Source organism: Sphingobium sp. RSMS (assembly GCF_005406185.4).
In the GTDB taxonomy this organism is placed as follows: domain Bacteria; phylum Pseudomonadota; class Alphaproteobacteria; order Sphingomonadales; family Sphingomonadaceae; genus Sphingobium; species Sphingobium fuliginis.
Genome location: NZ_CM191257.1, coordinates 3,634,359 through 3,659,949, shown reverse-complemented (window position 1 = coordinate 3,659,949; position 25,591 = coordinate 3,634,359). Strand labels below are relative to the sequence as shown.

The 25,591-nt window shown below is 66.0% G+C and carries 21 protein-coding genes, 1 tRNA gene and 2 pseudogenes; 21 read left to right on the top strand and 3 right to left on the bottom strand.

All coding sequences use genetic code 11. The features are described 5' to 3' along the window. Nucleotides 1-5: 5 nt before the first annotated feature. From trbE to EGM87_RS17755, 12 genes and pseudogenes are all read left to right on the top strand, one after another. On the top strand, nt 6-2,498 hold the full coding sequence (trbE, locus tag EGM87_RS17810; protein ID WP_137709414.1) for a conjugal transfer protein TrbE: 2,493 nt from the start codon (nt 6-8) through the stop codon (nt 2,496-2,498). Then, nucleotides 2,495-3,271, top strand: coding sequence for a P-type conjugative transfer protein TrbJ (trbJ, locus tag EGM87_RS17805; protein WP_137709415.1), 777 nt, complete (start codon nt 2,495-2,497; stop codon nt 3,269-3,271). The genes trbE and trbJ overlap by 4 nt, the downstream gene beginning before the upstream one ends. Nucleotides 3,272-3,285: 14 nt before the next feature. Next, complete coding sequence (gene trbK-alt / locus EGM87_RS17800) at nt 3,286-3,552, top strand: putative entry exclusion protein TrbK-alt (RefSeq protein WP_137709416.1); 267 nt, start codon at nt 3,286-3,288, stop codon at nt 3,550-3,552. 2 nt (nt 3,553-3,554) lie between these two features. Continuing rightward, complete coding sequence (gene trbL / locus EGM87_RS17795) at nt 3,555-4,940, top strand: P-type conjugative transfer protein TrbL (protein ID WP_137709417.1); 1,386 nt, start codon at nt 3,555-3,557, stop codon at nt 4,938-4,940. 2 nt (nt 4,941-4,942) lie between these two features. Continuing rightward, a complete protein-coding gene (gene trbF / locus EGM87_RS17790) occupies nt 4,943-5,626 on the top strand; it encodes a conjugal transfer protein TrbF (protein ID WP_503345426.1) in 684 nt (227 codons plus the stop codon). Next, nucleotides 5,623-6,618, top strand: coding sequence for a P-type conjugative transfer protein TrbG (trbG, locus tag EGM87_RS17785; RefSeq protein WP_137709419.1), 996 nt, complete (start codon nt 5,623-5,625; stop codon nt 6,616-6,618). Before trbF ends, trbG begins: the two co-directional genes overlap by 4 nt. Before the next feature lie 23 nt (nt 6,619-6,641). Beyond that, nucleotides 6,642-7,742, top strand: coding sequence for a TraB/TrbI/VirB10 family type IV secretion system protein (locus EGM87_RS17780; protein WP_503345425.1), 1,101 nt, complete (start codon nt 6,642-6,644; stop codon nt 7,740-7,742). Nucleotides 7,743-7,744: 2 nt separating this feature from the next. Then, nucleotides 7,745-7,966, top strand: a complete 222-nt coding sequence (locus tag EGM87_RS17775; RefSeq protein WP_137709421.1) for a DUF2274 domain-containing protein — start codon at nt 7,745-7,747, stop codon at nt 7,964-7,966. A gap of 134 nt (nt 7,967-8,100) precedes the next feature. Beyond that, on the top strand, nt 8,101-8,424 hold the full coding sequence (locus tag EGM87_RS17770; protein WP_137709422.1) for a hypothetical protein: 324 nt from the start codon (nt 8,101-8,103) through the stop codon (nt 8,422-8,424). Continuing rightward, entirely contained in the window at nt 8,421-8,774 is a 354-nt protein-coding gene (locus EGM87_RS17765) for a toxin-antitoxin system TumE family protein (RefSeq protein ID WP_137709423.1), read from the top strand. Before EGM87_RS17770 ends, EGM87_RS17765 begins: the two co-directional genes overlap by 4 nt. After that, on the top strand, nt 8,771-9,160 hold the full coding sequence (locus EGM87_RS17760) for an HVO_A0114 family putative DNA-binding protein (RefSeq protein ID WP_137709424.1): 390 nt from the start codon (nt 8,771-8,773) through the stop codon (nt 9,158-9,160). Before EGM87_RS17765 ends, EGM87_RS17760 begins: the two co-directional genes overlap by 4 nt. Then, a pseudogene (locus EGM87_RS17755) lies at nt 9,157-10,197 on the top strand (recombinase family protein); the annotation flags it as partial. The gene EGM87_RS17760 and the pseudogene EGM87_RS17755, both read left to right, overlap by 4 nt. 576 nt (nt 10,198-10,773) lie before the next feature. Here the strand turns inward: EGM87_RS17755 and EGM87_RS17750 are convergent. Further along, nucleotides 10,774-10,864: transfer RNA gene (locus EGM87_RS17750), tRNA-Ser, on the bottom strand. 52 nt (nt 10,865-10,916) lie between these two features. Here EGM87_RS17750 and EGM87_RS17745 point away from each other — a divergent pair. Both EGM87_RS17745 and ald read left to right on the top strand, forming a co-directional pair. Then, on the top strand, nt 10,917-11,846 hold the full coding sequence (locus EGM87_RS17745) for a peptidylprolyl isomerase (protein WP_137709425.1): 930 nt from the start codon (nt 10,917-10,919) through the stop codon (nt 11,844-11,846). 91 nt (nt 11,847-11,937) lie between these two features. After that, a complete protein-coding gene (gene ald, locus EGM87_RS17740) occupies nt 11,938-13,053 on the top strand; it encodes an alanine dehydrogenase (RefSeq protein WP_025551745.1) in 1,116 nt (371 codons plus the stop codon). Between the two features lie 186 nt (nt 13,054-13,239). On the opposite strand, the gene EGM87_RS17735 is transcribed toward ald, so the two are convergent. Continuing rightward, a complete protein-coding gene (locus EGM87_RS17735) occupies nt 13,240-15,777 on the bottom strand; it encodes a penicillin-binding protein 1A (RefSeq protein ID WP_048577065.1) in 2,538 nt (845 codons plus the stop codon). 136 nt (nt 15,778-15,913) lie between these two features. Beyond that, nucleotides 15,914-16,912, bottom strand: coding sequence for an N-acetylmuramoyl-L-alanine amidase family protein (locus EGM87_RS17730; RefSeq protein WP_410483101.1), 999 nt, complete (start codon nt 16,910-16,912; stop codon nt 15,914-15,916). Nucleotides 16,913-17,364: 452 nt separating this feature from the next. On the opposite strand from EGM87_RS17730, the gene EGM87_RS17725 reads away from it, so the two are divergent. The 7 genes and pseudogenes from EGM87_RS17725 to yidC all read left to right on the top strand — a co-directional run bounded on the left by EGM87_RS17725 (nt 17,365) and on the right by yidC (nt 25,587). After that, a complete protein-coding gene (locus tag EGM87_RS17725; protein ID WP_216614568.1) occupies nt 17,365-20,070 on the top strand; it encodes an Rne/Rng family ribonuclease in 2,706 nt (901 codons plus the stop codon). A gap of 459 nt (nt 20,071-20,529) precedes the next feature. Continuing rightward, nucleotides 20,530-21,882: a M48 family metalloprotease gene (locus EGM87_RS17720; protein ID WP_048577045.1), complete on the top strand. Its 1,353-nt coding sequence runs from the start codon at nt 20,530-20,532 to the stop codon at nt 21,880-21,882. Then, nucleotides 21,879-22,649, top strand: coding sequence for a DsbA family protein (locus EGM87_RS17715; RefSeq protein WP_025551798.1), 771 nt, complete (start codon nt 21,879-21,881; stop codon nt 22,647-22,649). Before EGM87_RS17720 ends, EGM87_RS17715 begins: the two co-directional genes overlap by 4 nt. Nucleotides 22,650-22,969: 320 nt before the next feature. Further along, a complete protein-coding gene (rpmH, locus tag EGM87_RS17710; protein ID WP_007683189.1) occupies nt 22,970-23,104 on the top strand; it encodes a 50S ribosomal protein L34 in 135 nt (44 codons plus the stop codon). A 32-nt stretch (nt 23,105-23,136) separates the two neighbouring features. Next, nucleotides 23,137-23,511: pseudogene (gene rnpA, locus EGM87_RS17705) on the top strand (ribonuclease P protein component); the annotation flags it as partial. Nucleotides 23,512-23,636: 125 nt separating this feature from the next. Further along, on the top strand, nt 23,637-23,849 hold the full coding sequence (yidD, locus tag EGM87_RS17700; RefSeq protein WP_025551802.1) for a membrane protein insertion efficiency factor YidD: 213 nt from the start codon (nt 23,637-23,639) through the stop codon (nt 23,847-23,849). A 34-nt stretch (nt 23,850-23,883) separates the two neighbouring features. Beyond that, nucleotides 23,884-25,587 carry a membrane protein insertase YidC gene (gene yidC, locus EGM87_RS17695; RefSeq protein WP_137709427.1) on the top strand — a complete coding sequence of 568 codons (1,704 nt, stop codon included), beginning with the start codon at nt 23,884-23,886 and terminating at the stop codon, nt 25,585-25,587. Nucleotides 25,588-25,591 lie beyond the last annotated feature (4 nt).

Sequence of the window (25,591 nt, the reverse complement as noted above, 5' to 3'; positions counted from 1 at the left end):
CGGCCATGATGAACCTTTCCGAATATCGCCGCACCGCCGCCCGGCTCGCCGACTATCTGCCATGGGCGGCATTGGTCGGCTCCGGCGTCGTCTTGAACAAGGACGGCAGTTTTCAGAGGACGGCGAAGTTTCGCGGTCCCGATCTGGATTCCGCCGTCGCCGCCGAGCTGGTCGCCGTCGCCGGCCGCATCAACAATGCCGTGCGCCGCCTCGGCTCCGGTTGGAGCATCTTCGTCGAGGCGCAGCGCAGCGAGGCCGCGACCTATCCCGGCAGCACGTTTCCCGATGCCGCATCGGCGCTGGTCGATGCCGAGCGCAAGGCCGGTTTCGAGGAAGCGGGCGCGCATTTCGTGTCCGGCTATTTCCTGACCTTCCTCTGGCTGCCCCCGGCCGAGGAAGCCGCCCGTGCCGAAACATGGCTTTACGAGGGGCGCGAGAAAACAGGCGTGGACCCGTGGGAGCTGCTGCGCGGCTTCATCGACCGCACCGACCGCGTGCTGGCCTTGCTCGACGGCTTCATGCCCGAGTGCCGTTGGATGGATGACGGCGCGACGCTGACCTATCTCCATTCCACCATCTCGACCAACCGCCATCGCGTGCGCGTGCCCGAGGTGCCCATGCACCTCGACGCGCTGCTTGCCGACCAGCCGTTGACCGGCGGGCTGGAGCCGCGCCTTGGTGACGCGCATCTGCGCGTGCTGACCATCGTGGGATTCCCGACCGCGACCACGCCGGGCCTGCTCGACGACATGAACCGGCTGCCGTTCCCCTACAGGTGGAGCACGCGCGCGATCCTGCTCGACAAGACCGATGCGACCCGGCTGCTGACCCGCATCCGCCGCCAATGGTTCGCCAAGCGCAAGAGCGTCGCCGCGATCTTGAAAGAGGTCATGACGAACGAGGCGTCCGCGCTGGTGGACACCGACGCGGCGAACAAGGCGCTCGACGCGGACATGGCGTTGCAGGAGCTTGGGGCGGACGTGGCGGGCATGGCCTATGTCACGGCCACCGTCACCGTTTGGGATGCCGACCCGCGCATTGCCGACGAGAAGCTGCGCCTGGTCGAGAAGATCGTTCAGGGCCGCGACTTTACCGCCATGCCCGAGAGCGTCAACGCGGTTGACGCATGGCTCGGCAGCCTGCCCGGACACGCCTACGCCAATGTCCGTCAGCCGCCCATCAGCACTTTGAATCTCGCCCACATGATCCCGCTTTCGGCGGTGTGGGCGGGGCCGGAACGGGACGAGCATTTCGGTGCACCCCCTTTGCTCTTTGGAAAGACCGAAGGCTCAACCCCGTTCCGGCTAAGTCTCCATGTCGGCGACGTAGGCCACACCCTTGTCGTCGGCCCCACGGGCGCGGGCAAATCCGTGTTGCTCGCCCTCATGGCCTTGCAGTTCCGGCGCTATGCGGCCAGTCAAGTCTTCGCCTTCGACTTCGGCGGCAGCATCCGCGCCGCCGCGCTCGCCATGGGCGGGGATTGGCACGATTTGGGCGGTGGCCTCACGGAAGGGGACGAGGCGTCCGTTTCGCTCCAGCCGCTTGCCCGCATCCACGACACCTATGAACGCGCTTGGGCGGCGGACTGGATTGCCGCCATCCTCATGCGCGAAGGCATCGCCATCACGCCCGAGGTCAAAGAGTATCTTTGGACGGCGCTGACTTCACTCGCCTCCGCGCCGGTCGAGGAACGCACGATCACCGGCCTTGCGGTGCTGTTGCAATCCAACGATCTGAAACAGGCGCTCCGGCCGTTCTGCGTCGGCGGTGCCTATGGCCGGCTCCTCGACGCCGAGACAGAGCATTTGGGATCGGCGGACGTGCAGGCGTTCGAGATCGAGGGCCTTGTCGGGACCGGCGCGGCCCCGGCCGTGCTCGCCTATCTGTTCCATCGCATCGGCGACCGACTCGACGGGCGGCCGACGCTGCTCATCATCGACGAGGGTTGGCTTGCGCTGGACGACGAGGGCTTCGCCGGCCAGCTCCGCGAATGGCTGAAAACGCTGCGCAAGAAAAACGCCAGCGTCATCTTCGCCACGCAAAGCCTGTCCGACATTGACGGCAGCAACATCGCGCCCGCCATTATCGAGAGCTGCCCGACGCGGCTCTTGCTGCCGAACGAGCGGGCCATCGAACCGCAGATCACGGCCATCTATCGCCGCTTCGGCCTCAATGACAGGCAGATCGAAATCCTCGCACGGGCCACGCCCAAGCGGGATTACTACTGCCAAAGCCGCAGGGGCAATCGCCTGTTCGAGCTTGGCCTGTCCGAAGTCGGCCTCGCGCTCTGCGCCGCGTCCGCCAAATCCGACCAGACCCTCATTGCGCAGATCGTCACTGAGGCCGGCCGCGACGGCTTCCTCGCCGCATGGCTGCGCGAGCGCGGCGTCGATTGGGCGGCCGACCTGATCCCCAACCTCACCAATCTTGCCGACCGGCCGGAATCCGCCGCGTCGGCCATGCCGGATACCCACCCCACACAGGAGATTCTTCCATGACCTATTCCAAGATCGTCGGGGCCTCGGCCCTCGCGCTGGCGCTCGCCGTGCCCGTCGCGCTTTCGCCCATGCTGGCAAGCCCGGCCCATGCGCAATTCGGCTTCGGCCGCATCGTCTATGACCCGAGCAACTATGCGCAGAACGTGCTCACGGCAGCGCGCACGCTGGAGCAGATCAACAACCAGATCACCAGCCTCCAGAACGAGGCGCAAATGCTCATCAATCAGGCCCGTAATCTGGCGAGCCTGCCGTATTCCTCGCTCCAGCAGCTCCAGCAGAACGTCCAGCGCACGCAGCAGCTTCTCGGCCAAGCGCAGAACATCGCTTTCGAGGTCGGGCAGATCGACCAAGCGTTCCAGCAGCAATATGGCAATGTCTCGCTATCGGCGACCGACGCCCAACTGGTCGCCGATGCGCGCGGCCGATGGGAGAACACGGTTGGCGGCTTGCAGGACGCCATGCGCGTGCAGGCAGGCGCGGTCGGCAATATCGACAGCAACCGCGCCGAGATGGCCGCGCTGGTCGGCCAGAGCCAAGGCGCGACCGGCGCGCTGCAAGCCACGCAGGCTGGCAATCAGCTTCTCGCCCTCCAGTCGCAGCAGCTTTCCGACCTGATCGCGGTCATCTCGGCGAACGGCCGGGCCGACGCGCTGACCGAAGCAGAGCGCGCGACCGCTGCCGAACAGGGCCGCGAGCAGCGCCGCCGCTTCCTGACGCCGGGCAGCGGCTATCAGCCCGGCAACGCGCAGATGTTCAACAACGGCAACAACTGACCGGGAGGCTCGCCATGGACGGCAAGATGCTGGCCCGGCTTGGGGCCGTGGTGTTCATCGCCATCGCCGTCACGGCGACCGCAATCGACATGGCGCGGAAGGACGAACCTTCCGCGCCGCCCCCCGCGCCGGCCCTCCAGCCGCCGGCCGACCCGCTGCGCGAAACCCTGCGCCGTTGCCAGCAGCTCGGCGAGGCGGCGGCGAGTGACGCTGACTGCCTCGCCGCATGGGCGCAATCCCGCGACCGTTTTCTCGGCCGTGACCGCAGCGAAGGGCGCTGACCATGGGCAACACGGGCGTCATCGACAATTTCCTCGGCGTATTCACCTCCTACATCGACAGCGGATTCGGCCTGCTTGGTGGCGAGGTCGCCTTCATCGCCACGACGCTGATCGTCATCGACGTGACGCTCGCCGCGCTCTTTTGGGCATGGGGGGCGGATGACGACATTATCGCCCGACTGGTCAAAAAGACCCTGTTCGTCGGCGTCTTCGCCTACATCATCGGCAATTGGAACAACCTCGCCCGCATCGTCTTCGAGAGCTTCGCCGGCCTCGGCCTCATGGCGTCGGGCACCGGCTTTTCCGTCACCGATCTGATGCGGCCGGGCCGCGTGGCGCAGACAGGCCTCGACGCCGGCCGTCCGCTGCTCGATTCCATTTCCGACCTGATGGGCTGGATCCCGTTCTTCGAGAACTTCATCCAGATCGCTTGCCTGCTGTTCGCATGGGCGCTGGTGGTGCTGGCCTTCTTCATCCTCGCCATCCAGCTATTCGTCACCCTGATCGAGTTCAAATTGGTGACGCTCGCCGGCTTCGTGCTGATTCCGTTCGGCTTGTTCGGCAAGACCGCGTTTATGGCCGAAAAGGTGCTCGGCAACGTGGTGTCGTCCGGCATCAAGGTTCTGGTTCTCGCCGTCATCATCGGCATCGGTAGCACCTTGTTTTCGCAATTCACGGCCGGTTTCGGCGGGGCAACCCCGACCATCGACGACGCCATGGCGATTGTGCTCGCCGCCCTGTCGCTGCTCGGCCTCGGCATCTTCGGTCCCGGCATCGCCAACGGCATCGTCTCTGGCGGGCCGCAGCTCGGCGCGGGCGCGGCCGTTGGCACGGGCCTCGCAGCCGGTGGCATGGTGCTTGCTGGCGGTGCGGCGGCTGGCGGCGGGGCCATGCTCGCCGCGAAGGGCGGTGCTGCTGCCCTGTCCGGTGGGGCCGCGGCCGCCCGCGGCGGCGCGACCGCCGCGGGCGCGGCGACCGCTGCCTATAGCCTCGGCTCGCTCGGCCAGTCCGGCGCGGCCGGTGTCGCTTCCGGCCTCGGCGGTGTTGCACGCGCCGCAGGCTCGGCCGCCGTCTCGCCGCTCAAACGCGCGGCCTCCAGCGCAACATCCCAAGCAAGCGAAAGCATCAAGTCCAGCTTCTCCGCTGGCGCAAAGGCCGGCTTCGGCGCGACTGGCGGCAGCTCGACCATGGGCACGGTCGGCGGTGCGAGTGCCGATCCCGCAGCCGCTCCATCCGGCCCGGCGGGCAGCCCTCCGGCATGGGCGCAGCGGATGCAGCGCCGGCAGGCCCTCAACCACGGCACCACCATGACCGCCCATGCCGTCCGCTCCGGCGACAGCCACGGCTCCGGTTCCTCCGTCAACCTTTCCGAAAGTGACCGCTCATGAGCATCTTCAAACGACCAGCAACCCACTACGGCAAATCGCCCGAACCCGAGACGCCCTATCAGAAGGCCGCGCAGGCATGGGACGAGCGTATCGGCTCGGCCCGCGTGCAGGCGAGGAACTGGCGCTACATGGCGTTCGGTTCGCTGATTCTTTCGGCCGGCTTCGCCTCGGCGCTGGTCTGGCAGTCCGCGCGCGGGACCGTAGTGCCTTGGGTGGTGCAAGTGGACAATCTCGGTCAGGCGCAGACCGTCGCGCCTGCCAACGCCGACTATCGGCCGACCGATCCGCAGATTGCTTTCCATCTCGGCCGCTTCATCGAGCAGGTGCGTGCGATCCCGGCCGACGCGATCATTGTCCGCCAGAACTGGCTTCGCGCCTATGAGTGGACCACGGATCGCGGCGCGGCGGCATTGAACGACTACGCGAGGGCAAACGATCCTTTTGCTAAGGTCGGCCGTCAGCAGGTCGCCGTCGAGGTGTCGAGCGTCATCCGGGCATCGCCCAACAGCTTCCGCGTGGCGTGGACCGAACGCCATTTTGAGAACGGCCAGCTTTCCACCACGGAACGATGGACGGCCATCCTCACCATCGTCATCCAGCCGCCGCGCGACGCCGAGCGCCTGCGCGCCAACCCGTTGGGAATCTACGTCAATGCAATTTCGTGGTCGCGGGAGATGAGCCAATGAGGACGACCACCCGCACCCCGGCAATCGCGGCCGTGCTGCTTTCGGCCACCATGCTTGCAGGCTGCGCCACCAACCGGACGCCGCAATTCAGCTATGACGCCAGCGTGCCGCCGCTGCCGACCGTGCAGGCGGCGGCGACCGACAACACGCCCCGGCCGTTGCATGTACCCCCGGCATGGACCGTGGCGCGGGGCGGCACCGCCGCAGGCACGCCGACCGGGCGCGTCGAGAACGCCAATGCCGCCGCCCGCGTCGAGCCGCGCCGGGAAGGCTACTACAACGCCATCCAGATTTATCCGTGGTCGGAAGGCGCGCTCTATCAGGTCTATGCCGCAGTCGGGCAGATCACGACCATTGCGCTGGAGCCGGGCGAGAGCCTGACAGGCGCGGGGCCGATCGCGGCGGGCGACACCGCTCGCTGGATCATCGGCGACACCGAGAGCGGCAGCGGTGCAAACCGCCGTGTCCATATCCTCGTGAAGCCGACGCGGCCGGATATTTCCACCAACCTTGTCGTCACCACCGACCGGCGCACTTACATGCTCGAGCTGCGCGCGCGGGAATCGCTCTACATGCCCGCCGTGGCATGGGCCTATCCCGCCCCGCCGCCCGGCCAGCGCCAGACGGTTCCGGCCGCGCCGGTCATCCCGGCCGAGGCTGCGAGGAACTACCGCTACGGCCTGACAGGCGATAGCCCGCCGTGGCGGCCCGTCTCCGTCTTCGACGATGGACGCCGCGTCTATGTCGTCTTCCCGGCCGGGATCGTGCAGGGCGAGATGCCGCCGATCTTCGTGCTCGGCTCCAATGGCGAGCCGCAGATCGTCAACAGCCGAATCCATCAGAACATCCTGATCGTGGACAGGCTGTTTGGCGCGGCCGAGCTGCGCCTTGGCAGCGGCAACCGCCAGCAGGTCGTCAGGATCGTCCGCACCAACCCGACGCAGGCCGCAGCAGAGCCAGCCAGCACGACCACGGGAGGATCGTCCTCATGAGCGATACCGATACCGCCGCCCCCATGCGCCTGCGCGCCGAAACGCCCAGCGTCACCCGTCTTTCCCGCAAGATGCTGGCAGGCGTCGGCGCGGTTGCGCTTCTCAGCATCGGTGGCGCGCTGATCTATGCGCTCCAGACCCGCGATGCAGGATCAGGAGGTGACGAACTCTATTCGACCGAGAACCGCCCCACGGCGGACGGCCTGTCCGGCTTGCCGAGCGACTACAGCGGGCCGCTGCTCGGCCCCGCGCTGCCCGGCGACCTCGGCCGCCCGATCCTCGACGCGCAGACAAGGGGACAGCCGGTCACGCCCTCTGTCATGACGACGCCCGCCGTCGATCCCGAGGAAGAACGCCGCAGGGCCGAGGAAGAAGCCGCGCGCTTGAGCAATGTGTTCTTCCAGTCCGGCCCACGCACGGGAGCGCCGGCAGGAACGGCCATGCCCAGCCTTGCCGGGCTTGGCCTCGGCGGGCAGCCCGCGACACAGGACCGCCACGCGGCGTTTCTCAATGGGCCGGTGGACCGGCAAACAGTCGCTCCGGATCGCGTCGCGCCGCCGGCATCGCCGTATATCCTTCAGGCCGGGGCCGTGATCCCGGCCGCGCTCATCACCGGCATCCGTTCCGACCTGCCCGGCCAGATCACCGCGCAGGTGACAGAGAACGTCTATGACAGCCCAACCGGCTCGCTGCTCCTGATCCCGCAGGGAACGCGCATCATCGGTCAATACGATGATGGCGTGACCTTCGGCCAGCGCCGCGTGTTGCTGGTGTGGAATCGCCTGATCCTGCCGGGAGGCCGTTCCATCGTCCTTGAGCGTCTGCCGGGCGCGGACGCCAGCGGCTATGCCGGCCTTGAGGATGGCGTCGATTATCATTGGTGGGATCTGATGAAGGCCGCAGGGCTATCCATGCTGCTCGCAGTCGGCACGGAGCTGGCGACGAGCGACGAGGACCGGCTTGTTCGAGCTATCCGCGATGGGGCGCAGGATACCGTCAATCAGGCGGGCCAGCAGATCGTGCAGCGCCAGTTGCAGGTTGCGCCGACGCTCACCATCCGGCCCGGCTTCCCGGTCAGGATCATCGTCACCCGCGACCTTGTATTCGAGCCGGCAGGAGGTTGACCATGACCAAGCTGAAACTTGGCCCGCTGCCCGACGACAAGCCCGTGAAGGTCATGCTGGAGCTGCCCGCAACGCTCAACCGCGATCTGATCGCCTATGCCGAGGTGCTGGCCCGCCAGAGCGGCCAGCCCGTCGCCGATCCCGCCAAACTCATCGTGCCGATGCTTCAACACTTCATCGCCACGGATCGCGGTTTCGCCAAGGCGCGGCGAGCCTCCAGCTAACCCCATTCCGGCAGGGGTGCCGCCAGCGCATAGGCGCAAATACGGCACGCTACAGGCCGCCGACTGCCCTCCATGGTTCGCCTAATTCCGGGGCCAATAGCGCCCCGGAATCCACCAGAACCAAGGAGGATTCCATGTGCGCAGAGCGCCGTCGCGCCCGCAAAGGGCGACCGCGACACCCGGTCCCCGAAGCACTTCCCGACGATCTTTTCGACTACGCCGACGAACCCACGCCAGACGGCCGGGAACGCCGCAGCTCGCCGCTTCGCATCGTCGATGTTGAGACGCTGCCGGTCTTCGACGACTGGCCCGAGAAGGTGCCGATCACCGAGGAAGAACTGCAAATCTTCGAGCGGTATTTCGGCCATGTGCTCGACCGCCTGTTCGGCCCCATCGACGCCGATCCTGACAATAAGGGCTTGTCATCGTTAACATCAGATGGTAACAGTAAGCCATGAGCGAGGATCGTGACCAGAGCCTCGACGTGCTTCTGGACCTCGACGGTCAGGTGCTTGTCGTCGATCCCGAGGGCGGCCATTGGGTGAAGTTCATCGTCACCCGTGTTCCGGCCTCGCCGGAAAAGCCGCACGGCCTCGATTACTCGCTCACGCTTCATGGGCCTTCGGGCGAACGGCTGGTCGGCTTCGATAACGCCCATCCGGTCGGCCGGGGGAAGCGCGGCGAGCCGATGGACCATCGGCACCGCCTCCAGACCGTGAAGCCCTACGCCTACGAGGATGCGGCCACGCTGCTGGCCGACTTCTGGCAGGCGGTGGACGCGGTATTGAAGGAGCGAGGCGTAACATGACCACATTGAAAGTCGGGATTGCCGGTTACGACGAGATGAAGGCCCGCACCATGCGGATCGCGCGCGGCGAGGAAAAGCCGGCGGCGGGCGATCCGAAGGTGTGGTTCACTTCCATGGAATCCTTTGCGCAACTCCTTTCCAGCGGGAACCGCGAGCTGCTGCGCGTCATCGACGAGCAGTCGCCCGGCTCGCTGGAGGAACTGTCGCGGATCACGGGGCGGGCGAAGCCCAGCCTGTCCCGCACCCTCAAGAAGATGGCGAGCTACGGCCTGATCCGCATGGACCCCGGCGAGGGCCAGAAAGTCGTGCCCAAGGTGCTGCATGATCGTGTCGAGCTGGACTTGCCCTTGCTCGAACGCCGCGCGGCGAAAGGAGGCGCGCTATGAACATTCATTCCCCGCACGTCGCCCTGCGCGCCGCGCTCTATCTGCGCGTCTCGACGGCACGGCAGGCCGAGCATGACGTGTCGATCCCCGACCAGAAGCGACAGGGCGAAGCCTATTGCGAGCAACGCGGCTATCAGCTTGTCGAAACCTTCGTCGAGCCGGGCGCATCGGCGACCAACGACCGCCGCCCCGAGTTCCAGCGCATGATCGAAGCCGGCACGTCGAAGCCTCCAGCGTTCGACGTGGTGGTGGTGCATAGCTTCTCGCGCTTCTTCCGCGACGAATTTGAAATGGAATACTATTACCGGAAGCTGGCAAAGAACGGCGTCAAGCTCGTATCCATGACGCAGGAACTTGGTGACGATCCGATCCACCAAATGATGCGGCGGATCATGTCACTGTTCGACGAATACCAGTCGAAGGAAAACGCCAAGCACGTCCTGCGCGCCTTGAAGGAGAACGCCCGGCAAGGCTTCTGGAACGGCTCGCTGCCACCCATCGGCTACCGCGTCGTCGATGCCGAGCAGCGCGGCACGAAGATGAAGAAGAAGCTGGAAATCGACCCGCTGCACGCCGACACCGTGCGGCTGATCTTCCGCCTAGCATCGGAAGGCGACGGCACGTCCGGCCCCATGGGCGTCAAGAACATCGTCAGCTACCTCAACAGGAACCGCATGTTCACCCGCAGCGGCGGGCGTTGGGGCATCGGTCAGCTTCACCGCGTCCTGACTCGCCGCACTTACATCGGCGAACATCGGTTCAATCGCCGGTCCAAGAAAGGCGAGGTGAAGCCGGAGGAAGAAGTCGTCACCGTCGCGGTGCCGCCGCTGATCGACCTTGAGATATTCGAGGCGGTGCAGAAGCGGTTGCAGGTCAACAATCCGAAGGTGACGCCGCCGCGCGTCGTCAGCGGCCCGAACCTGCTGACTGGCATTTGCTATTGCGGCAATTGCGGCGGGGCCATGACGCTGCGCACCGGCAAGAACGGCCGCTACCGCTATTATGCTTGCTCGATTCGGGCACGGCAGGGCGAAACCGGCTGCAAGGGCCGCGCGATCCCCATGGACAAGCTGGACCGCATCGTGGTCAGCCATATCGAGGAAAGGCTACTGGACCCCGAGCGGATCGAAGACGTGCTCGCCTCGCTGCTGGATCGCCGGCAGGAGAGCGTCGAGCGGCGCGGCCAGCACATCGCCGAATTGAACCAGCGCGCGGCCGAGGCCGACATGCGGCTAAAGCGGCTCTACGATGCTATCGAGGCGGGTTCGCTCGACCCGGCCGAATCCGCCCTTAGCGAACGCATCGCGGGCCTTACTGCGATACGGGATCAGGCACGGGCCGACGCGGTGAGGACCGAAGCCATGCTGAAAAACTCGGCTCATAAGGGCCTCACAGGCGCGGCCGTGCGAGAACTGGCGAGCGAGGCGCGCACCGGGCTTCGGCTCGAAAAGGGCGGCTATCGGCGGGATCACGTCCGGGCTTTCGCCCAGCATGTCGAGGTCGCGGACGATGCGATCTACATCAACGGCAGCAAAAACACGCTGTTGAGGGCGCTGATAGCCACTAAGGGAGGGAAATCGGCGGGAATCGGCGTTCCCGGTTTTATACCGAAGTGGCGGAGCGGGAGGGATTCGAACCCTCGATACGCTTTTGACGTATACTCACTTTCCAGGCGAGCGCCTTCGACCACTCGGCCACCGCTCCGCATTGCACTGGAGGCGGCTCCCTATCGTGCGTCGGCGCGCTAGGCAAGGGGATGCTTTACTTTCATTTCCCTCCCATGCTTGATTGCAGCATGCAAATCCGTTCCCTCGCTTTCCTGGCCGCGCTTTTCCTGCCTTCCCCGGCGCTTGCCGCCGATGCGCCAGCCACCCCGTCCGCCATCGTCGCACAGGCGCCCGCCAGCGCATGGCAGGCCATCGCGGCCGATACGCTGCTGGTCATGACGGTCGAGGGCGACAAGCGCGTCGTCATCCAGCTCGCGCCCGATTTCGCGCCCGCCCACGTCGCCAATATCCGCGCACTCGCCCGCGCGGGCTGGTGGGATGGCGAAAGCGTCTACCGCGTGCAGGACAATTATGTCGCCCAATGGGGCGATGTGACCGAGAAGAAAGCCCTGCCCTCCGGCATCGCCACGGACATCGGGGCGGATTATGCCCGCCCCCTCGCAGCCCTCAAGACGCCCGTGACACCCTTGCCCTATCCGGACGCTTATGCCCCGCGCACCGGCTTCATCAATGGCTGGCCGGTCGCGATGGACGAGGCGTCGGCCTGGCTGCCCCATTGCTATGCCATGGTCGGGGTGGCGCGGAACCTTTCCCCGGACGCGGGAACCGGCGCCGAGCTTTACGCCGTGATCGGCCAGGCCCCGCGCCAACTCGACCGCAATATCGCGGTCGTCGGCCGGGTGATCGAAGGCATGGACCTGCTCGCCAGCCTGCCGCGCGGCTCCGGCGATCTCGGCTTCTATGCCACGGGGGAGAAGCGCCTGCCGATCCTCTCCGTCCGCCTCGCCAGCGACCTGCCGGAATCGCAGCGGCCACGCTATCAGGTGATGGACGTCGGCTCGCGGAGCTTTGCCGATTATCTTCGCCTGCGGGCGAACCGGAAGGATGATTTCTACGAGCGTCCCGCAGGCGGTGTCGACCTCTGCAACGCGCCGGTGCCGGTGCGGGAGGCGCCCTGAACGCTCCATTCCGCCGCAACGGGCAAATTGCCGGAACGATGCCTATCTGACGGACATTACAGCTTCGCCGGCAAGGATGGAGAAGATGGTCATGATCGTAGGCACCGTCAGGGAGATCAAGAATCACGAATATCGCGTCGGCCTGACGCCTGAGAGCGTGCATGAGCTGACCGCCCACGGCCACCGCGTGCTGGTGGAAAGCGGCGCGGGGGAGGGGATCGGCGCGCATGACGGCCTCTACGCCCGCGCGGGTGCGGAGATCGTCGACGACCCGGCCGGCATTTTCGCGACGGCGGAGATGATCGTGAAGGTCAAGGAACCCCAGCCGGAGGAGCGCGCCCTGTTGCGCCCCGGCCAGATCCTCTACACCTATCTCCACCTGGCGCCCGATCCCGACCAGGCGCGGGAGTTGATGGCGTCGGGGGCGATCGGCATCGCCTATGAAACCGTGACGGACGCTCATGGCGGGCTGCCGCTGCTGAAGCCCATGAGCCAGGTTGCCGGCCGCATGGCGATCCAGGCCGGCGCGACCGCGCTGGAAAAGGCGCATGGCGGGCGAGGCGTGCTGCTGGGCGGCGTGCCCGGCGTGTTGCCCGCGAAGGTGGCTGTGATCGGCGGCGGCGTGGTCGGCTTCAACGCAGCGCAGATGGCGGCGGGTCTGGGCGCGGACGTCACCATCCTCGACCGCAGCCCGGAAGTGCTGGAGCGGCTGGGCATTCATTTCGAGGCGCGGGCGAAGACGCGCTTTTCCAACCGCGCCAATCTGGCCGAATGCGTGGCGGAGGCGGACCTGGTGATCGGCGCGGTTCTGATCCCCGGCGCCGCCGCGCCCAAGCTGGTCTCGGCGGACATGCTGAAGACCATGAAGAAGGGCGCGGTGCTGGTGGACGTGGCGATCGACCAGGGCGGCTGTTTCGAGACCAGCCACCCCACCACCCATGACGACCCCACCTATATCGTCGAGGGCATCGTTCATTATTGCGTCGCCAACATGCCCGGCGCCGTGGCGCGGACCAGCACCTATGCGCTCAACAACGTGACCCTGCCCCATGCGCTGCGAATCGCCGACCTGGGGTGGAACGAAGCGCTGCGGGCGGACCCGCATCTGCTCGCCGGGCTGAACGTGTGGAACGGGCAGATCACCTATCGGGCCGTGGCGGAGGCGCTGGGACTGCCCTACATCCCGGCGGAACAGGCGATCGGATAGGGACTGAGGCGGCGCTCTGTTCGACAGTGGCTGCCATTAAGCACAAAGCGCTCCTGCGAAGGCACTCATGAGAGCCCGGTTCAGGCGATGCGGTGTTCCACTGACGGCAGGACTCGGCTCCTGCCCTGGCGGCAGCATGTCGTGGTCAAAGGAAAGGGAGGGCAGCGACCCCCCCCCCCTGCCCTGTCAGTAAATCCCGCCCTGGTCCTGCAGGAAGTCGCTGTCGGTGCGCTGGCGGCGCTGGACGGTCGCTTCGATGCGGGCGGCGGCCTTGTCCTGGGCGGCGACCTCTTCCTTGCGGATCGAGCGCCGGGGTTCGGATTCGGGCTTGAACGCTTCCCAGATCACGGCGGGCTTGGGTTCGTCGGTCGGCCAGACGCCATAGACGCGCTTGCCCGAGCGGCGGTCGATCGTGACCATGCGGATGCCGGCCGGCGCGATGAAGGGCGTTTTGGGCATGGTTTCGAGGACCGGCGTCATCGCCGCCTTCCAGATCGGGGCGGCGACGCGGCCGCCCTGCGCCCAGCCGCCCAGGCTGCGCGGCTGGTCATAGCCGATATAGACGCCCGCGACGATGTCCGGCGATCCGCCGACGAACCAGACATTGGTCGGGCCGTTGGTGGTGCCGGTCTTGCCGAACAGCGGGCGCTTGAGGTCCGCCAGCACGGTGGCGGTGCCGCGCTGGATCACGCCTTCGGCGATGTGCACGACCTGATAGGCGGTCATGGGATTCATCACCTGCCGCCCTTCGAAGCCGAAGCGGGGCATGGGCTTGCCATCCCAATTGGCCATATTGCAGCCGTCGCAGGCGCGCCAGCGCAGCGGCCAGATCACCTTGCCGCGCCGGTCCTGCACATAGTCCATCAGCTTGGGGCTGAGTTGCCGTCCCTGATTGGCGAGCATGGCATAGGCGTTCACCATCCGCTCCACCGTGGTTTCGCCCGCGCCCAGCGCGAAGGAGAGATAGGGCTGGTAGTCCCCGATCCCCATCGCCTTGATGGTGCGCACGACACGGTCCATGCCGGTCTGGCTGGCGGCGCGCACGGTCATCAGGTTGCGCGACTGTTCGACGCCCCAGCGCATGGTCTGCGGCCCGGCGCTGCCCCCGGTGAAGTTGCGGAAGCATTTCTGGCCGAGGCCCGCGCCCTGATAGACGCATAAGGGACCGTCGACGATGATCGAGGCCGGGGTCATGCCATTGTCCAGCGCGGCGGCATAGACGAAGGGCTTGATGGTCGATCCCGGCTGGCGCATCGCCTGCGTGGCTCGGTTGTAGGAGGAGAGACGGTTGTCGAAGCCGCCCTGCATGGCGCGGACGCGGCCTGAATGGGTTTCCTCCACCACCATGCCGCCGGAGACTTCGGGCACGTTGCGCAGCGCCCAGCTTGATCCGTTGCGCGCCACCACGATCAGGTCGCCGGGCTTCATCGCGGCGAAGGCCGGCCCGCCCGTCTTGCGATAGGGCAGTTGCGCGGCGCCTGCGGGCAGCGTGCCGGTCGATCCATCGGAAAAGCCGATCTGCGCCGCGGAGGAATCCCGGCTGACGATCACGGCGACACGCCATCCGGCATAGTCCACGTCGATATAGCTCGCCGCCAGCTCGCGCTTCCAGCCGCGATCCATGTCGATCCTGGCGACCGGCCCGGACCATCCCTTGCCCGCGTCGAAGCGCAACAGCCCGTTGCGCAACGCCGTCGTCGTCAGATCCTGTATCTTCGGATCATAGGGGCTGCGGACCCAAAGGCCGCCGGCATAGACGCTGTTGGGGCCATCCTCCGCCTTCTCCCCGAAAAGCTGGATCAGGCGGCGGCGCACCTCCTCCATATAATAGCCGCCGGCGCGGGCGTCGAAGCTGGAGCCGTGCGCGGCCACGGTGCCGAGCGGCTGGGCCTGCGCCTCGTTCCGCTGAGCCTCCGTGATCCAGCCATTTTTGTACATTTCGCCCAGCGCCCAGTTGCGGCGTTCGAGTGCGCGTTCATGGCCGGTCGGGCTTTCCGGGCGATAATTGGCAGGCCCCTTGGGCAGGATCGCCAGATAGGCCATCTCATGCAGCTTGAGGTCGGCCACATCCTTGTCGAAATAGGCGCGCGCCGCCGCCTGCACGCCATAGGCGTTGCGGCCGAGGAATATCTGGTTGAGGTAGAGTTCCAGTATCTGCTGCTTCGAAAGCACCCCCTCCATGCGATAGGCGAGGATCATTTCCTTCACCTTGCGGGTGGGGGAATATTCGTCGCCGATCAGCAGGTTCTTCGCCACCTGCTGGGTGATGGTGGAGCCGCCGCGGGCGCGCTGGCCCGACCCGATCTTGGTCGCATAATCGAAAACCGCGCCGATGAAGCCGGGGATGTCGACGCCATGATGCTCGAAGAAGGTCTTGTCCTCCGCCGAAAGATAGGCGCGGATGAGGAGCGGCGGATAGTCGCTATACTGGAGCTGCACGCGCCGTTCGCGGGCATAGCTGTGGACCGGCTGTCCGTTGGTGTCGCGCACGATGGTCGGCAGGGGCGGTTCATATTCCAGCAGCGTCGCCGCATCGGGCAGCCCGCGCGCGAAGACCAGCCAGAACAGCGCATAGGCGAGGAGGAGACCGCCGAAACCGATCGCGATCCAGCGGAACCAGCGCTTGTCCCAATGGGGCCGGAGGCGTTCCCCAAAGCCGCTCGCGCCGCGGCGCAGGCGCTGAGCAAAGGACGATGCGGCGTATTTGGGGCGTGCCTCTTCCATGATGGTCGAGGCTGTAAGGTCAAAATGGGGGAAGCGCCAGAGTGGAATGCCCATGTGAGGCCGGAGTGCGTTGGCGGCTCGGTTCTGATTTTGCCGAACCTGTTTCAGCATGACGGCAAGACGGCAAGGACGGGCCCTAACCGCCGTTACCAACCGCCAGCCTGCGGGCGAAATGCACTTCGATCGCACGGGCGACGCCTTTGGCGATGTCGGCCTGGCCTGCCTTCGACGCCAGGAAAGCCGCGTCGGCGCTGTTGGAAAGATAGCCGGCCTCGAACAGCACCGACGGCGTATCGGGCGCCTTCAGCACCATCAGCGAGGCGAAGCGGTGCGCCGTGCCGCGAAACGGCACATAGGGCGCCGCCTCGCGCTGGAGCAGCCGGGCGAAGGCCACCGAGAGGTTCATCGATTCCCGCTGCGTCAGGTCGATGAGGATCGAAGAGACATCGCTGGGCTGGCCACCCAGATTGACGCCGTTCAACATATCCGCCTTGTTTTCTCGCGCCGCCAGCCGGGCCGCCTCGCGGTCGGATGCGGTTTCGGACAAGGTGTAGACGGTCGCGCCGCGCGCCTGGTCGTCATCGGCCGAATCGGCGTGGATGGAGATGAACAGGTCCGCATTGAGCTGGCGCGCGATGCCGTAGCGCTCCTGCAGCACCAGGAACCGGTCGTCATTGCGGGTCAGCGCGACGCGGACGCGGCCCGAGCGCGCCAGTTGGTCGCGGATCGCCAGCGCGATGGCGAGCGTCACGTCCTTCTCGCGCTCGCCATTGTCGCGGTTCACGGCGCCCGGGTCATGGCCCCCATGGCCGGCATCGATCACGACCAGCGGGCGGGATGCGTCGCGCGGTCCCTCCACCGGGGGCAAGGAAACGCCGCGCGCCACCGGCGGGATGGGAACGGTGATGCTGTGCAGGCGCTTCGCCGGACGGGGCGCCATATGCGCGGGCGCGTCGAAGCGCATGCTCGCCCGGTCGCCATGGAGCGGGTCGGCGGAAGTGGGGACGGCCGAAAGGATCATGCTTGCGAGCGCAAGACTTTGGAGCATGCGCCGCTTGTGCACCGCGCGGCCCGTCGCCGTCCAGCGCAATTTCACGCGCGCAGGCGAACGACAACCGAATGATGCGTCAAGCATTGCCGAACGGCAGGCTTAACACCATCTTCACATAAGGGGCGATAAACCGCCTGGCGCCATTCGGGTCAAAGTGGCGCGACGCGAAACAATATTTCCAGGAGCCGTTGCTCCTTGCCATTTTGACTGCTACCCATTCACATTCCTTGGAGACGCGCCTTTTCGGGCGACGTTCTTTCGGGGATATTCACGATGGCACCGGCGGGCGGCAACGCCCGGAACCGATGCACGAACAGGTTGACGCTGCATGAGGCATGATTTCCAATCCACGCTGAACCCGATCCCGGGCGATGCGGCGTGGTTGGTGGTGTCCGGCACATGGTCCGGCCCTGCCCCGGCAGCAGACACGCAATTTTCCATGCCAAACCGGGCGATGCAGCAACTCGCGCCGCCCCCTTACTATCGCGCGGCAGCCCGGCCCAGTGCCGTCGGCCGCCAGCGCCGGAGAACAATAAATGACAATGCGTATGCTGATCGATGCGCGCCACCGGGAAGAAACCCGGGTCGCGGTCGTCAAAGGTAACCGGATCGAGGAGTTCGACTTCGAATCGGCCGAGCACAAGCAGCTCAAGGGCAATATCTACCTCGCCAAGGTCACTCGCGTAGAACCGTCTTTGCAGGCGGCCTTCGTCGATTATGGCGGCAATCGGCACGGTTTCCTGGCTTTCAGCGAAATCCACCCCGACTATTATCAGATCCCCCGCGAGGACCGCGAAGCGCTGCTGCGCGAGGAACGCGCCCATGCGGAGGAAGAGGCCGCGCTGCGCGCCGAGGTCGAGGATGACGAGGATGTCGCCGCCGACGGCGGGCTGGAAGTCGTCGAGGCCACCCATCATCATGACGATGAGGATCATGGCGAGGAAACGGCCGAGAACGGCAATGGCGGCGATAACGGCAGGGGCCGCGGCCGTCGCGGCAAGGGCGACGATGCCGCCGACGAACTGCGCCGCAAGCGCATGGCGCTGCGCCGCCGCTACAAGATCCAGGACGTCATCAAGCGCCGCCAGGTGCTGCTGGTGCAGGTCGTCAAGGAGGAGCGCGGCAACAAGGGCGCGGCGCTGACCACTTACCTGTCGCTTGCCGGCCGCTATTGCGTGCTGATGCCGAACACCAGCCATGGCGGCGGGATTTCGCGCAAGATCAGCAACGCCGCCGACCGCAAGCGGCTGAAGTCGATCATCGCGGAGATGAACCTGCCCTCCACCATGGGCTGCATCGTCCGCACCGCGGGCCTCCAGCGCACCAAGCCGGAGATCAAGCGCGACTTCGACTATCTGGCGCGCCTGTGGGACGAAATCCGCGAGAAGACGCTGAAATCGGACGCACCCGCGCTGATCCACAATGACAGCGACCTCATCAAGCGGGCGATCCGCGACATCTACAACAAGGATATCGAAGAGGTCATCGTCGAGGGCGAATATGGCTATAAGGCGGCCAAGGACTTCATGAAGCTGCTGATGCCCAGCCATGCGCGCCGGGTGAAGCAATATGCCGACGCGGTGTCGCTGTTCCAGCGCGCCAGCGTCGAGGACCAGCTCGCGGCGATGTACAATCCCGTCGTTCAGTTGAAGTCCGGCGGCTATCTGGTCATCAATCCGACCGAGGCGCTGGTTTCGATCGACATCAACTCGGGCCGGTCGACCCGCGAGCATGGCATCGAGCAGACCGCTGTCGCCACCAATCTGGAAGCGGCGCGGGAGATTGCGCGTCAATTGCGCCTGCGCGACATGGCGGGCCTGGTCGTCATCGACTTCATCGACATGGAGATGAACTCCAACATCCGCAAGGTCGAGAAGGCGATGAAGGAGGCGCTGAAGGACGATCGCGCCCGCATCCAGGTCGGCCGGATCTCCGGCTTCGGCCTCATGGAAATGAGCCGCCAGCGGTTGCGCACCGGCGTGCTGGAAGCATCGACCCGCCAGTGCCCGCATTGCGAAGGCACGGGGCTGGTCCGCACCGCTTCGTCGGCGGGCCTCAGCGCGCTGCGCATGCTGGAAGAGGAGGCGGCGCGCGGTCGCGGCAGCCTGATCACGCTGCGGGCGAGTCAGGAAGCGGCCTTCTACGTGCTCAACAACAAGCGCCGGGAGCTGGACGAGATCGAGCAGCGCTATGGCGTGCGCATCGCGATCCTGCCCGATGGCGAGGTCGAAGGCGCGCGCATGTCGGTCGAGGCCAGCGGGCCGCGTCCGGAGCGGGTGGTCGACTATACGCCGATCGCGGAAGAGGATGACGATCTCGACGTCATCGAGGAACTGGACGAGGAAGAGATCGAGGAAGTCGACGCCGCGCAGGAGGAACGCGCCGAGCGGGGCGAGGATCGCGGCGATGATCGGGAAGGAGGCGGCCGTCGCCGTCGCCGCCGTCGTCGCCGTCGCGGCGGTCAGCGCGACGAGCATCGCGCCGAGTCGGAGACCCAAGGCGAGGCTGGCGAGGACGCCGACAGCGCCGAAGAGGAAGCCGAGATCGAGGGCGAGACCGAGGCTGTTCCGGCCGAAGCCGCCGCCGAAGCGGAGGGCGAAGGCCGTCGCCGGGGCCGCCGGGGCCGCCGGGGCGGACGACGCCGCCGCGAAGCCGGCGAGGAAGCGGTGAGCGAAGGCTCGGTTGCAAGCGAGGAAGCGGTCGAAGCCGTCGAGGCCGAAGTCGTTCAGGAGCCCGTGGCGGAAGCAACGCCCGAAGCCCTTGCCGAGGAAGAAGCACCCAAGACCCGCCGCCGCCCCCGTGCACGCAAGGCGAAGGAAAGCGCCGCACCTGCCGCCGAAGCGGTGGAAGCCGTTGCGGTCGAAGCTCCCGTGGAAACGCCCGTCGAAGCCGTGCCGGAAGCCCCCGCCGCCGAAGAGGCGCCGGCCAAGCCCAAGCGCACGCGCCGCAAAAAGGCCGATCCGGTGGCGGAGGAAGCACCTGCTGCCGAGGCTGCACCGGAAGCGCCCGCCGCCGAAGAGGCGCCGGCCAAGCCCAAGCGCACGCGTCGCAAGAAGGCCGATCCGGTGGTCGAGGAAGCCGTTGCCATCGAGACCGCGCCATCCGTTGAAACGCCCGTCGAGGCCGTTCCATCGGATGAGGCTGCGGAGACGGTCATCGTGAACGGAGAAGCCGAAGCGGCAGACGAAGGTGACGATGGCGCACCGCGCCGCGGCTGGTGGCAGCGCACCTTCGGCCAGTAAGCCGACAGGCGATGGAAAGACGCCGCTGTCTTGCCGCTTCGGGCGGCCGGACGGCGGCGTTTTCATTTTCGGAAGGCTGAAGTCCCGGGTGGGATTTTGCAGCTATTTCAGGACCTTCCTTATCCGTGGAAGGAGAAGGATGGGAAGCTTTGGCGACGAAGGAGCCGGGGCTGATCTGGATGAGAGGGGAGCGGGCCTGCGGCCCACGCGATCCTTTGGATCGCACCCCCTCACCCAGCTACGACTAGGCAGCAAGCTGCCAAGTCTGCGCAGCCCTCTCCCTCCAGGGAGAGGGATAAAGTGGGTGTTCGCTTCCCGCCAAAGCCCCTATTGGACCTGCCGCTTTATGGGCTACATAACGCCTTTCAGTTGCCGTTCATCCCCTGGACGGCATTGACAGTCAGCGATGGAGCCTCTTCCCCTGCCCCGCACCGCCCCTGCACGCCGAACCATCCTCGCATGACCGCGCGCTGGCTTCGTTTCGCGGCCATCGCCGCCGCATCGCTCGCCCTCTTGTCGCGCCCGGCCGCGGCGCAGCAGATCCTGCGGGACGCGGAGACAGAGGCGTTCATGGCCGACATGTCAGCGCCGCTGGTCCAGGCGGCCGGCATGGAGCCGCGCAATGTCCAGGTGCTGGTCATCAACGATCCCAATATCAACGCCTTCGTGGCGGGCGGCCAATATGTCTGGGTGCATAGCGGGCTGATCGCGGCCGCCGACAATGTGAACCAGGTGCAGGGCGTGGTCGCGCATGAACTCGGCCATATCGAGGGCGGCCATGTCATCCGTTACGGGGAAGGGATGAAGGAGGCGACCGGCATCACCCTGCTCAGCCTGGTGCTGGGCGCGGCGGCGATCGCGGCGGGCGGCGCGGAAGCGGGCATGGGCATATTGGGCATGGGGCAGCAGGCGGCGATGGGCAAGTTCCTGGCCTTTTCGCGGGCGCAGGAAAGCTCCGCCGACCTTGCCGGCGCGCGCTATCTCAGCAAGGCGGGGGTTTCGGGCAAGGGCAGCCTGGAATTCTTCAAGAAGCTGCAGAACCAGGAATATCGCCTCGCCATTCCGCAGGACGACAGTTACGGCCGCACCCACCCCCTTTCAGGCGAGCGCATCAATGTGCTGCGGGAAGTCTATACGGTCGATCCCGCCTGGGACAAGCCGATGGACCCGAAGCTGGAGGCGCGGTTCGAAAGGATCAAGGCGAAGCTGGTGGGCTTCGTGTCGGAACCCAGCCAGACCCTGCTCAAATATCCCGAAAGCGACCAGTCGCTGCCGGCGCATTATGCCCGCGCCTATGCCTGGCACAAGAGCGCCTATCCGGACAAGGCGCTGGCGGAGGTCGACGCCCTGCTGGCCGCCGCGCCGCACGATCCCTATTTTCTGGAACTGAAGGGGCAGGTGCTGCTGGAAAGCGGCAAGCCCGCCGACGCCATCCCGCCGCTGCGGGAGGCCGTGCAGCTCACCAACCAGCCGCTGATCGCCACGCTGCTTGGCCATGCGCTGATCGCGACGGAAAATGACGCGAATTTCGCGGAGGCGGAAAAGGTGCTGCGCAACGCCATTGCGCGGGACCGGGAAAATCCCTTCGCCTGGTACCAGTTGGGCGTGGTCTATGAACATCGCGGCGACCTGCCCCGCGCCGCGCTGGCGACGGCGGAACGCTATTCGATGATGGGCGAGGACCAGATGGCGCTGCGCAGCGCCGACGCCGCGATGCAGGGATTGAAGCCGGGCACGGTTGACTATCTGCGCGCGCAGGATATCGCCATGGTTTCCCGCGCAGCCGTCGAGCAGAAGCGAAAGAAACGATGACAGACCAAAGGCGGCCCAGCTTTCGCGCAGCGCTTTCCAACAGGACCATCATGATGACCCTTGGCGTTTTCGCCTTCATCGCCGCCACCGCGACGGGCGCGGCGCTCGGCACCCAGAGCACGGGCCGCGTCGACGCCGGGGACAAGGCCGCCATCGAGCAGATCGTGCACGACTATATCCTGGAACATCCCGAGATCATCCCGCAAGCCGTCGAGAAGCTGCAGGCGAAGCGGATGTCGGGCATGATCGACGCCAGTCGCAAGACGATCGAGACCCCCTATGCCGGCGCGTGGGAAGGGGCCGCCAATGGCGATGTGACCGTGGTCGAATTTTTCGACTATGCCTGCGGCTATTGCCGGGCGTCGCTGCCCGATCTCGCCAGGCTGGTGGGTGAGGACAAGAGAGTGAAGGTCGTCTATCGCGAACTGCCGATCCTGTCCGACGAGAGCATCGATGCCGCGAAGGTGTCGCTGCTGGCGGCGGAGAAGAACCAGTATATGCCCTTCCACCGGGCGCTCTATGCAGCGGGCAAGGTAACGCATGAGACGATCCTCGCGGCGGCGGCGAAGGTCGGGATCGACGCAAAGGCGGCGCAGGCGGCGATCGCGGGGGGCAAATATGATGCGGAGATCCAGTCCAATATCGGGCTGGCGCAGAAACTGCAGGCAAGCGGCACGCCGACCTTCGTCATCGGGGGTCAGGTGCTGAACGGGGCCGTGGGCTATGACGCCCTGAAGGCCGCGGTGGCGTCCGCGCGGGGGAAGTAAGCGGCGGCTTCCGCGCGGTTTGCTGACTTTCCGTTTTCCTTGAAGTGCGTCTCTTGAGGTGCCCCGTACTTCTGCGAAGCACTCGAATGAGACAGGCGGCTCATGAGAGCCAGGTTCCCGCGGTATGATGATCCACGGACGACAGCGCTTGACCGGAATCCGACATCGCGCTCAACCGTCCTCGAAACCATCACGACCTTCTCCTCCGCCATTGACTCGCCTCTCCCTTTTGCCTATCGGACGCCCCCTGACATGCGGCCGCCCGCCCGGCGGCCCTTTTTTGTCACGCCCGATTCTTTTAGTTTTTTGAGGAATGAACGATGAAGCGCACCTATCAGCCGAGCAATCTGGTTCGGAAGCGCCGTCACGGTTTCCGCGCTCGCATGGCGACCCCCGGCGGCCGCAACGTGCTGCGCGCTCGTCGTGCACGCGGCCGCAAGAGCCTGAGCGCCTGAACGACGCGCCGCTTGAGCGCGCGCCTGCGGTCATGACCCGGCGCGCTGATTTTCTGGCGGCGAATCGCGGGCGGCGCGCGCCCATGCCAGGCTTTGTCCTGTTGGTGCGCGAACGCGGCGACGGCGATCCGGCGATGCGGTACGGCATCACGGTCACGAAAAAGATTGGCGGCGCTGTCATCCGCAACCGGATGAAGCGCCGCTTTCGCGTTCTGGCGCGGGAGCTGTTGCCGGCGCATGGCATAGCCGGAGCGGATCATGTGCTGATCGGGCGCGCCGAAGGGATCGAGCGCGACTTCGGCCTGCTTCGCCGGGAGCTGGAAAAGGCGCTGGGCAAGGTGATGAGCCGGCCTGTTGATGAGGCGCCGCGCAGGAAGGGGCGGCCTTCCCCTCCGAAAGATAGGGCGCCCCTGCGCAGGCAGGAACCCGGATTCGAGGTGGCGACGGAAGGCAGCGGCGGAACGGGCTTCCCGCCCTCGCAAGAACATGGCGGGGACAGACATGGCAGGGACAGACATGGCAGGGATAGGCCGTGATCGCCCGCCTTTTCATCCTGATCGCGCGCTTCTGGCAGCTTGGGCCTTCGCGCATTTTGCCTCCTTCCTGCCGCTATGCGCCCTCCTGTTCCGAATATGCGATTCAGGCGATCGGCAAATATGGTGCGGTGAAGGGTAGCTGGCTGGCCACGAAGCGGCTAATGCGATGCCACCCATGGGGCGGTTCGGGTTACGATCCGGTCCCCTGATACGAATTTTCGAGATACGGCGGAGCCGACAAGCGTGGACGACAAGAAGAATATCATCCTGGCGGTGCTGCTGACCGCGGCGATCCTGTTCGGCTGGCCCTATGTCGCCAAATATTTCTTCCCCGCCGCCAATCCGCCGGCCACGAAGATCGAGGGCGGCAAGACCACGCCGCTCACCCCGTCCGGCGCCGCCCCCGCGGCGGAAGGGTCCGCTGCGGTCCGCGACCTGGCGCTGGCGCTGAAGGACAGCCCGCGCGTGCCCATCCGCACGCCCAAGATCACCGGATCGATCAACCTGAAGGGCGCGCGCATCGACGACATCGTGCTGCCGACCTACAAGGAAACGATCGCCAAGGCGTCGCCGGCCATTCGCCTCTACAGCCCCAGCGGCACCCAGCACGCCTATTTCGCCGGCTTCGGCTGGCAGGGCGAAGGGGTGAAGACCCCGGACGGCAGCACGCTGTGGACGGCGTCGGCCAAGGAACTGACCCCGTCCAGCCCGGTCACGCTGACCTGGAACAATGGCGCGGGCCAGACCTTCGAGATCCGCTATTCCATCGACGAAAATTACATGATCACCGCGCAGCAGAAGGTGTCGAACAGCGGCGCCGGCGCGGTGGGCGTCAAGAGCTACGGCTATGTCAGCCGGGCGACTCCCTCGGCCGATCCCGACACCTGGACGATCCATGTCGGCCCGATGGGGGTGTTCAACGGCGCGGCCAATTATGACGTGAACTACAAGGATCTGGAAAAGGGTCCGGCGACGCAGAGCTTCCAGTCGACCGGCGGCTGGATCGGCTTCACCGACAAATATTGGCTCTCCGCCCTGATTCCCGACCAGAAGGCCGCCTTCACCGGCCAGATGCGTAAAGGTGCCGGCACGCAGTTCCAGACCGACGTGTCGCTGGCCCCCATCATGGTCGCGCCGGGCAAGGCAGTGACGCAGACCAACCGGCTGTTCGTCGGCGCCAAGGAGGTGAAGACGCTGGAAGCCTATCAGGACGCCGGCGTCCCGCTGTTCGACCGGGCGATCGACTGGGGCTGGTTCTACTGGTTCGAAAAGCCGATCTTCGCCCTGCTCCACTGGCTGTTCGAGCATATCGGCAATTTCGGCGTGGCGATCATCTGCCTGACCTTCGTGGTGCGCGGCCTGATGTTCCCCGTCGCCCAGCGCCAGTTCGCCAGCATGGCGGCGATGCGCGCGGTGCAGCCCAAGATGAAGGCGCTGCAGGAGAAATATAAGGACGACAAGCCCAAGCTCCAGCAGGAGATGATGGAGCTCTACAAGCGCGAGAAGGTGAATCCGCTCGCGGGCTGTCTGCCGATCTTCATCCAGATCCCGATCTTCTTCGCGCTCTACAAGGTGTTGCAGCTCACCATCGAAATGCGCCACCAGCCCTTCGTGTTGTGGATCAAGGATCTGAGCGCGCCCGATCCGCTGCACATCGTCAACCTGTTCGGCCTGTTGCCCTTCACCCCGCCCGCCTTCCTGGGGATCGGCGTGCTGGCGCTGCTGCTGGGCATCAGCATGTACTTCCAGTTCAAGCTGAACCCGGCGCAGATGGACCCGATGCAGCAGCAGGTGTTCGCGATCATGCCGTGGATGATGATGTTCATCATGGCGCCCTTCGCGGCGGGCCTGCTGGTCTACTGGATCACCAACAACTGCCTGTCGATGTTGCAGCAATGGTGGCTCTACAAGCGCCACCCGCAACTCAGCGCCGCGACCGCGAAATAAGGCC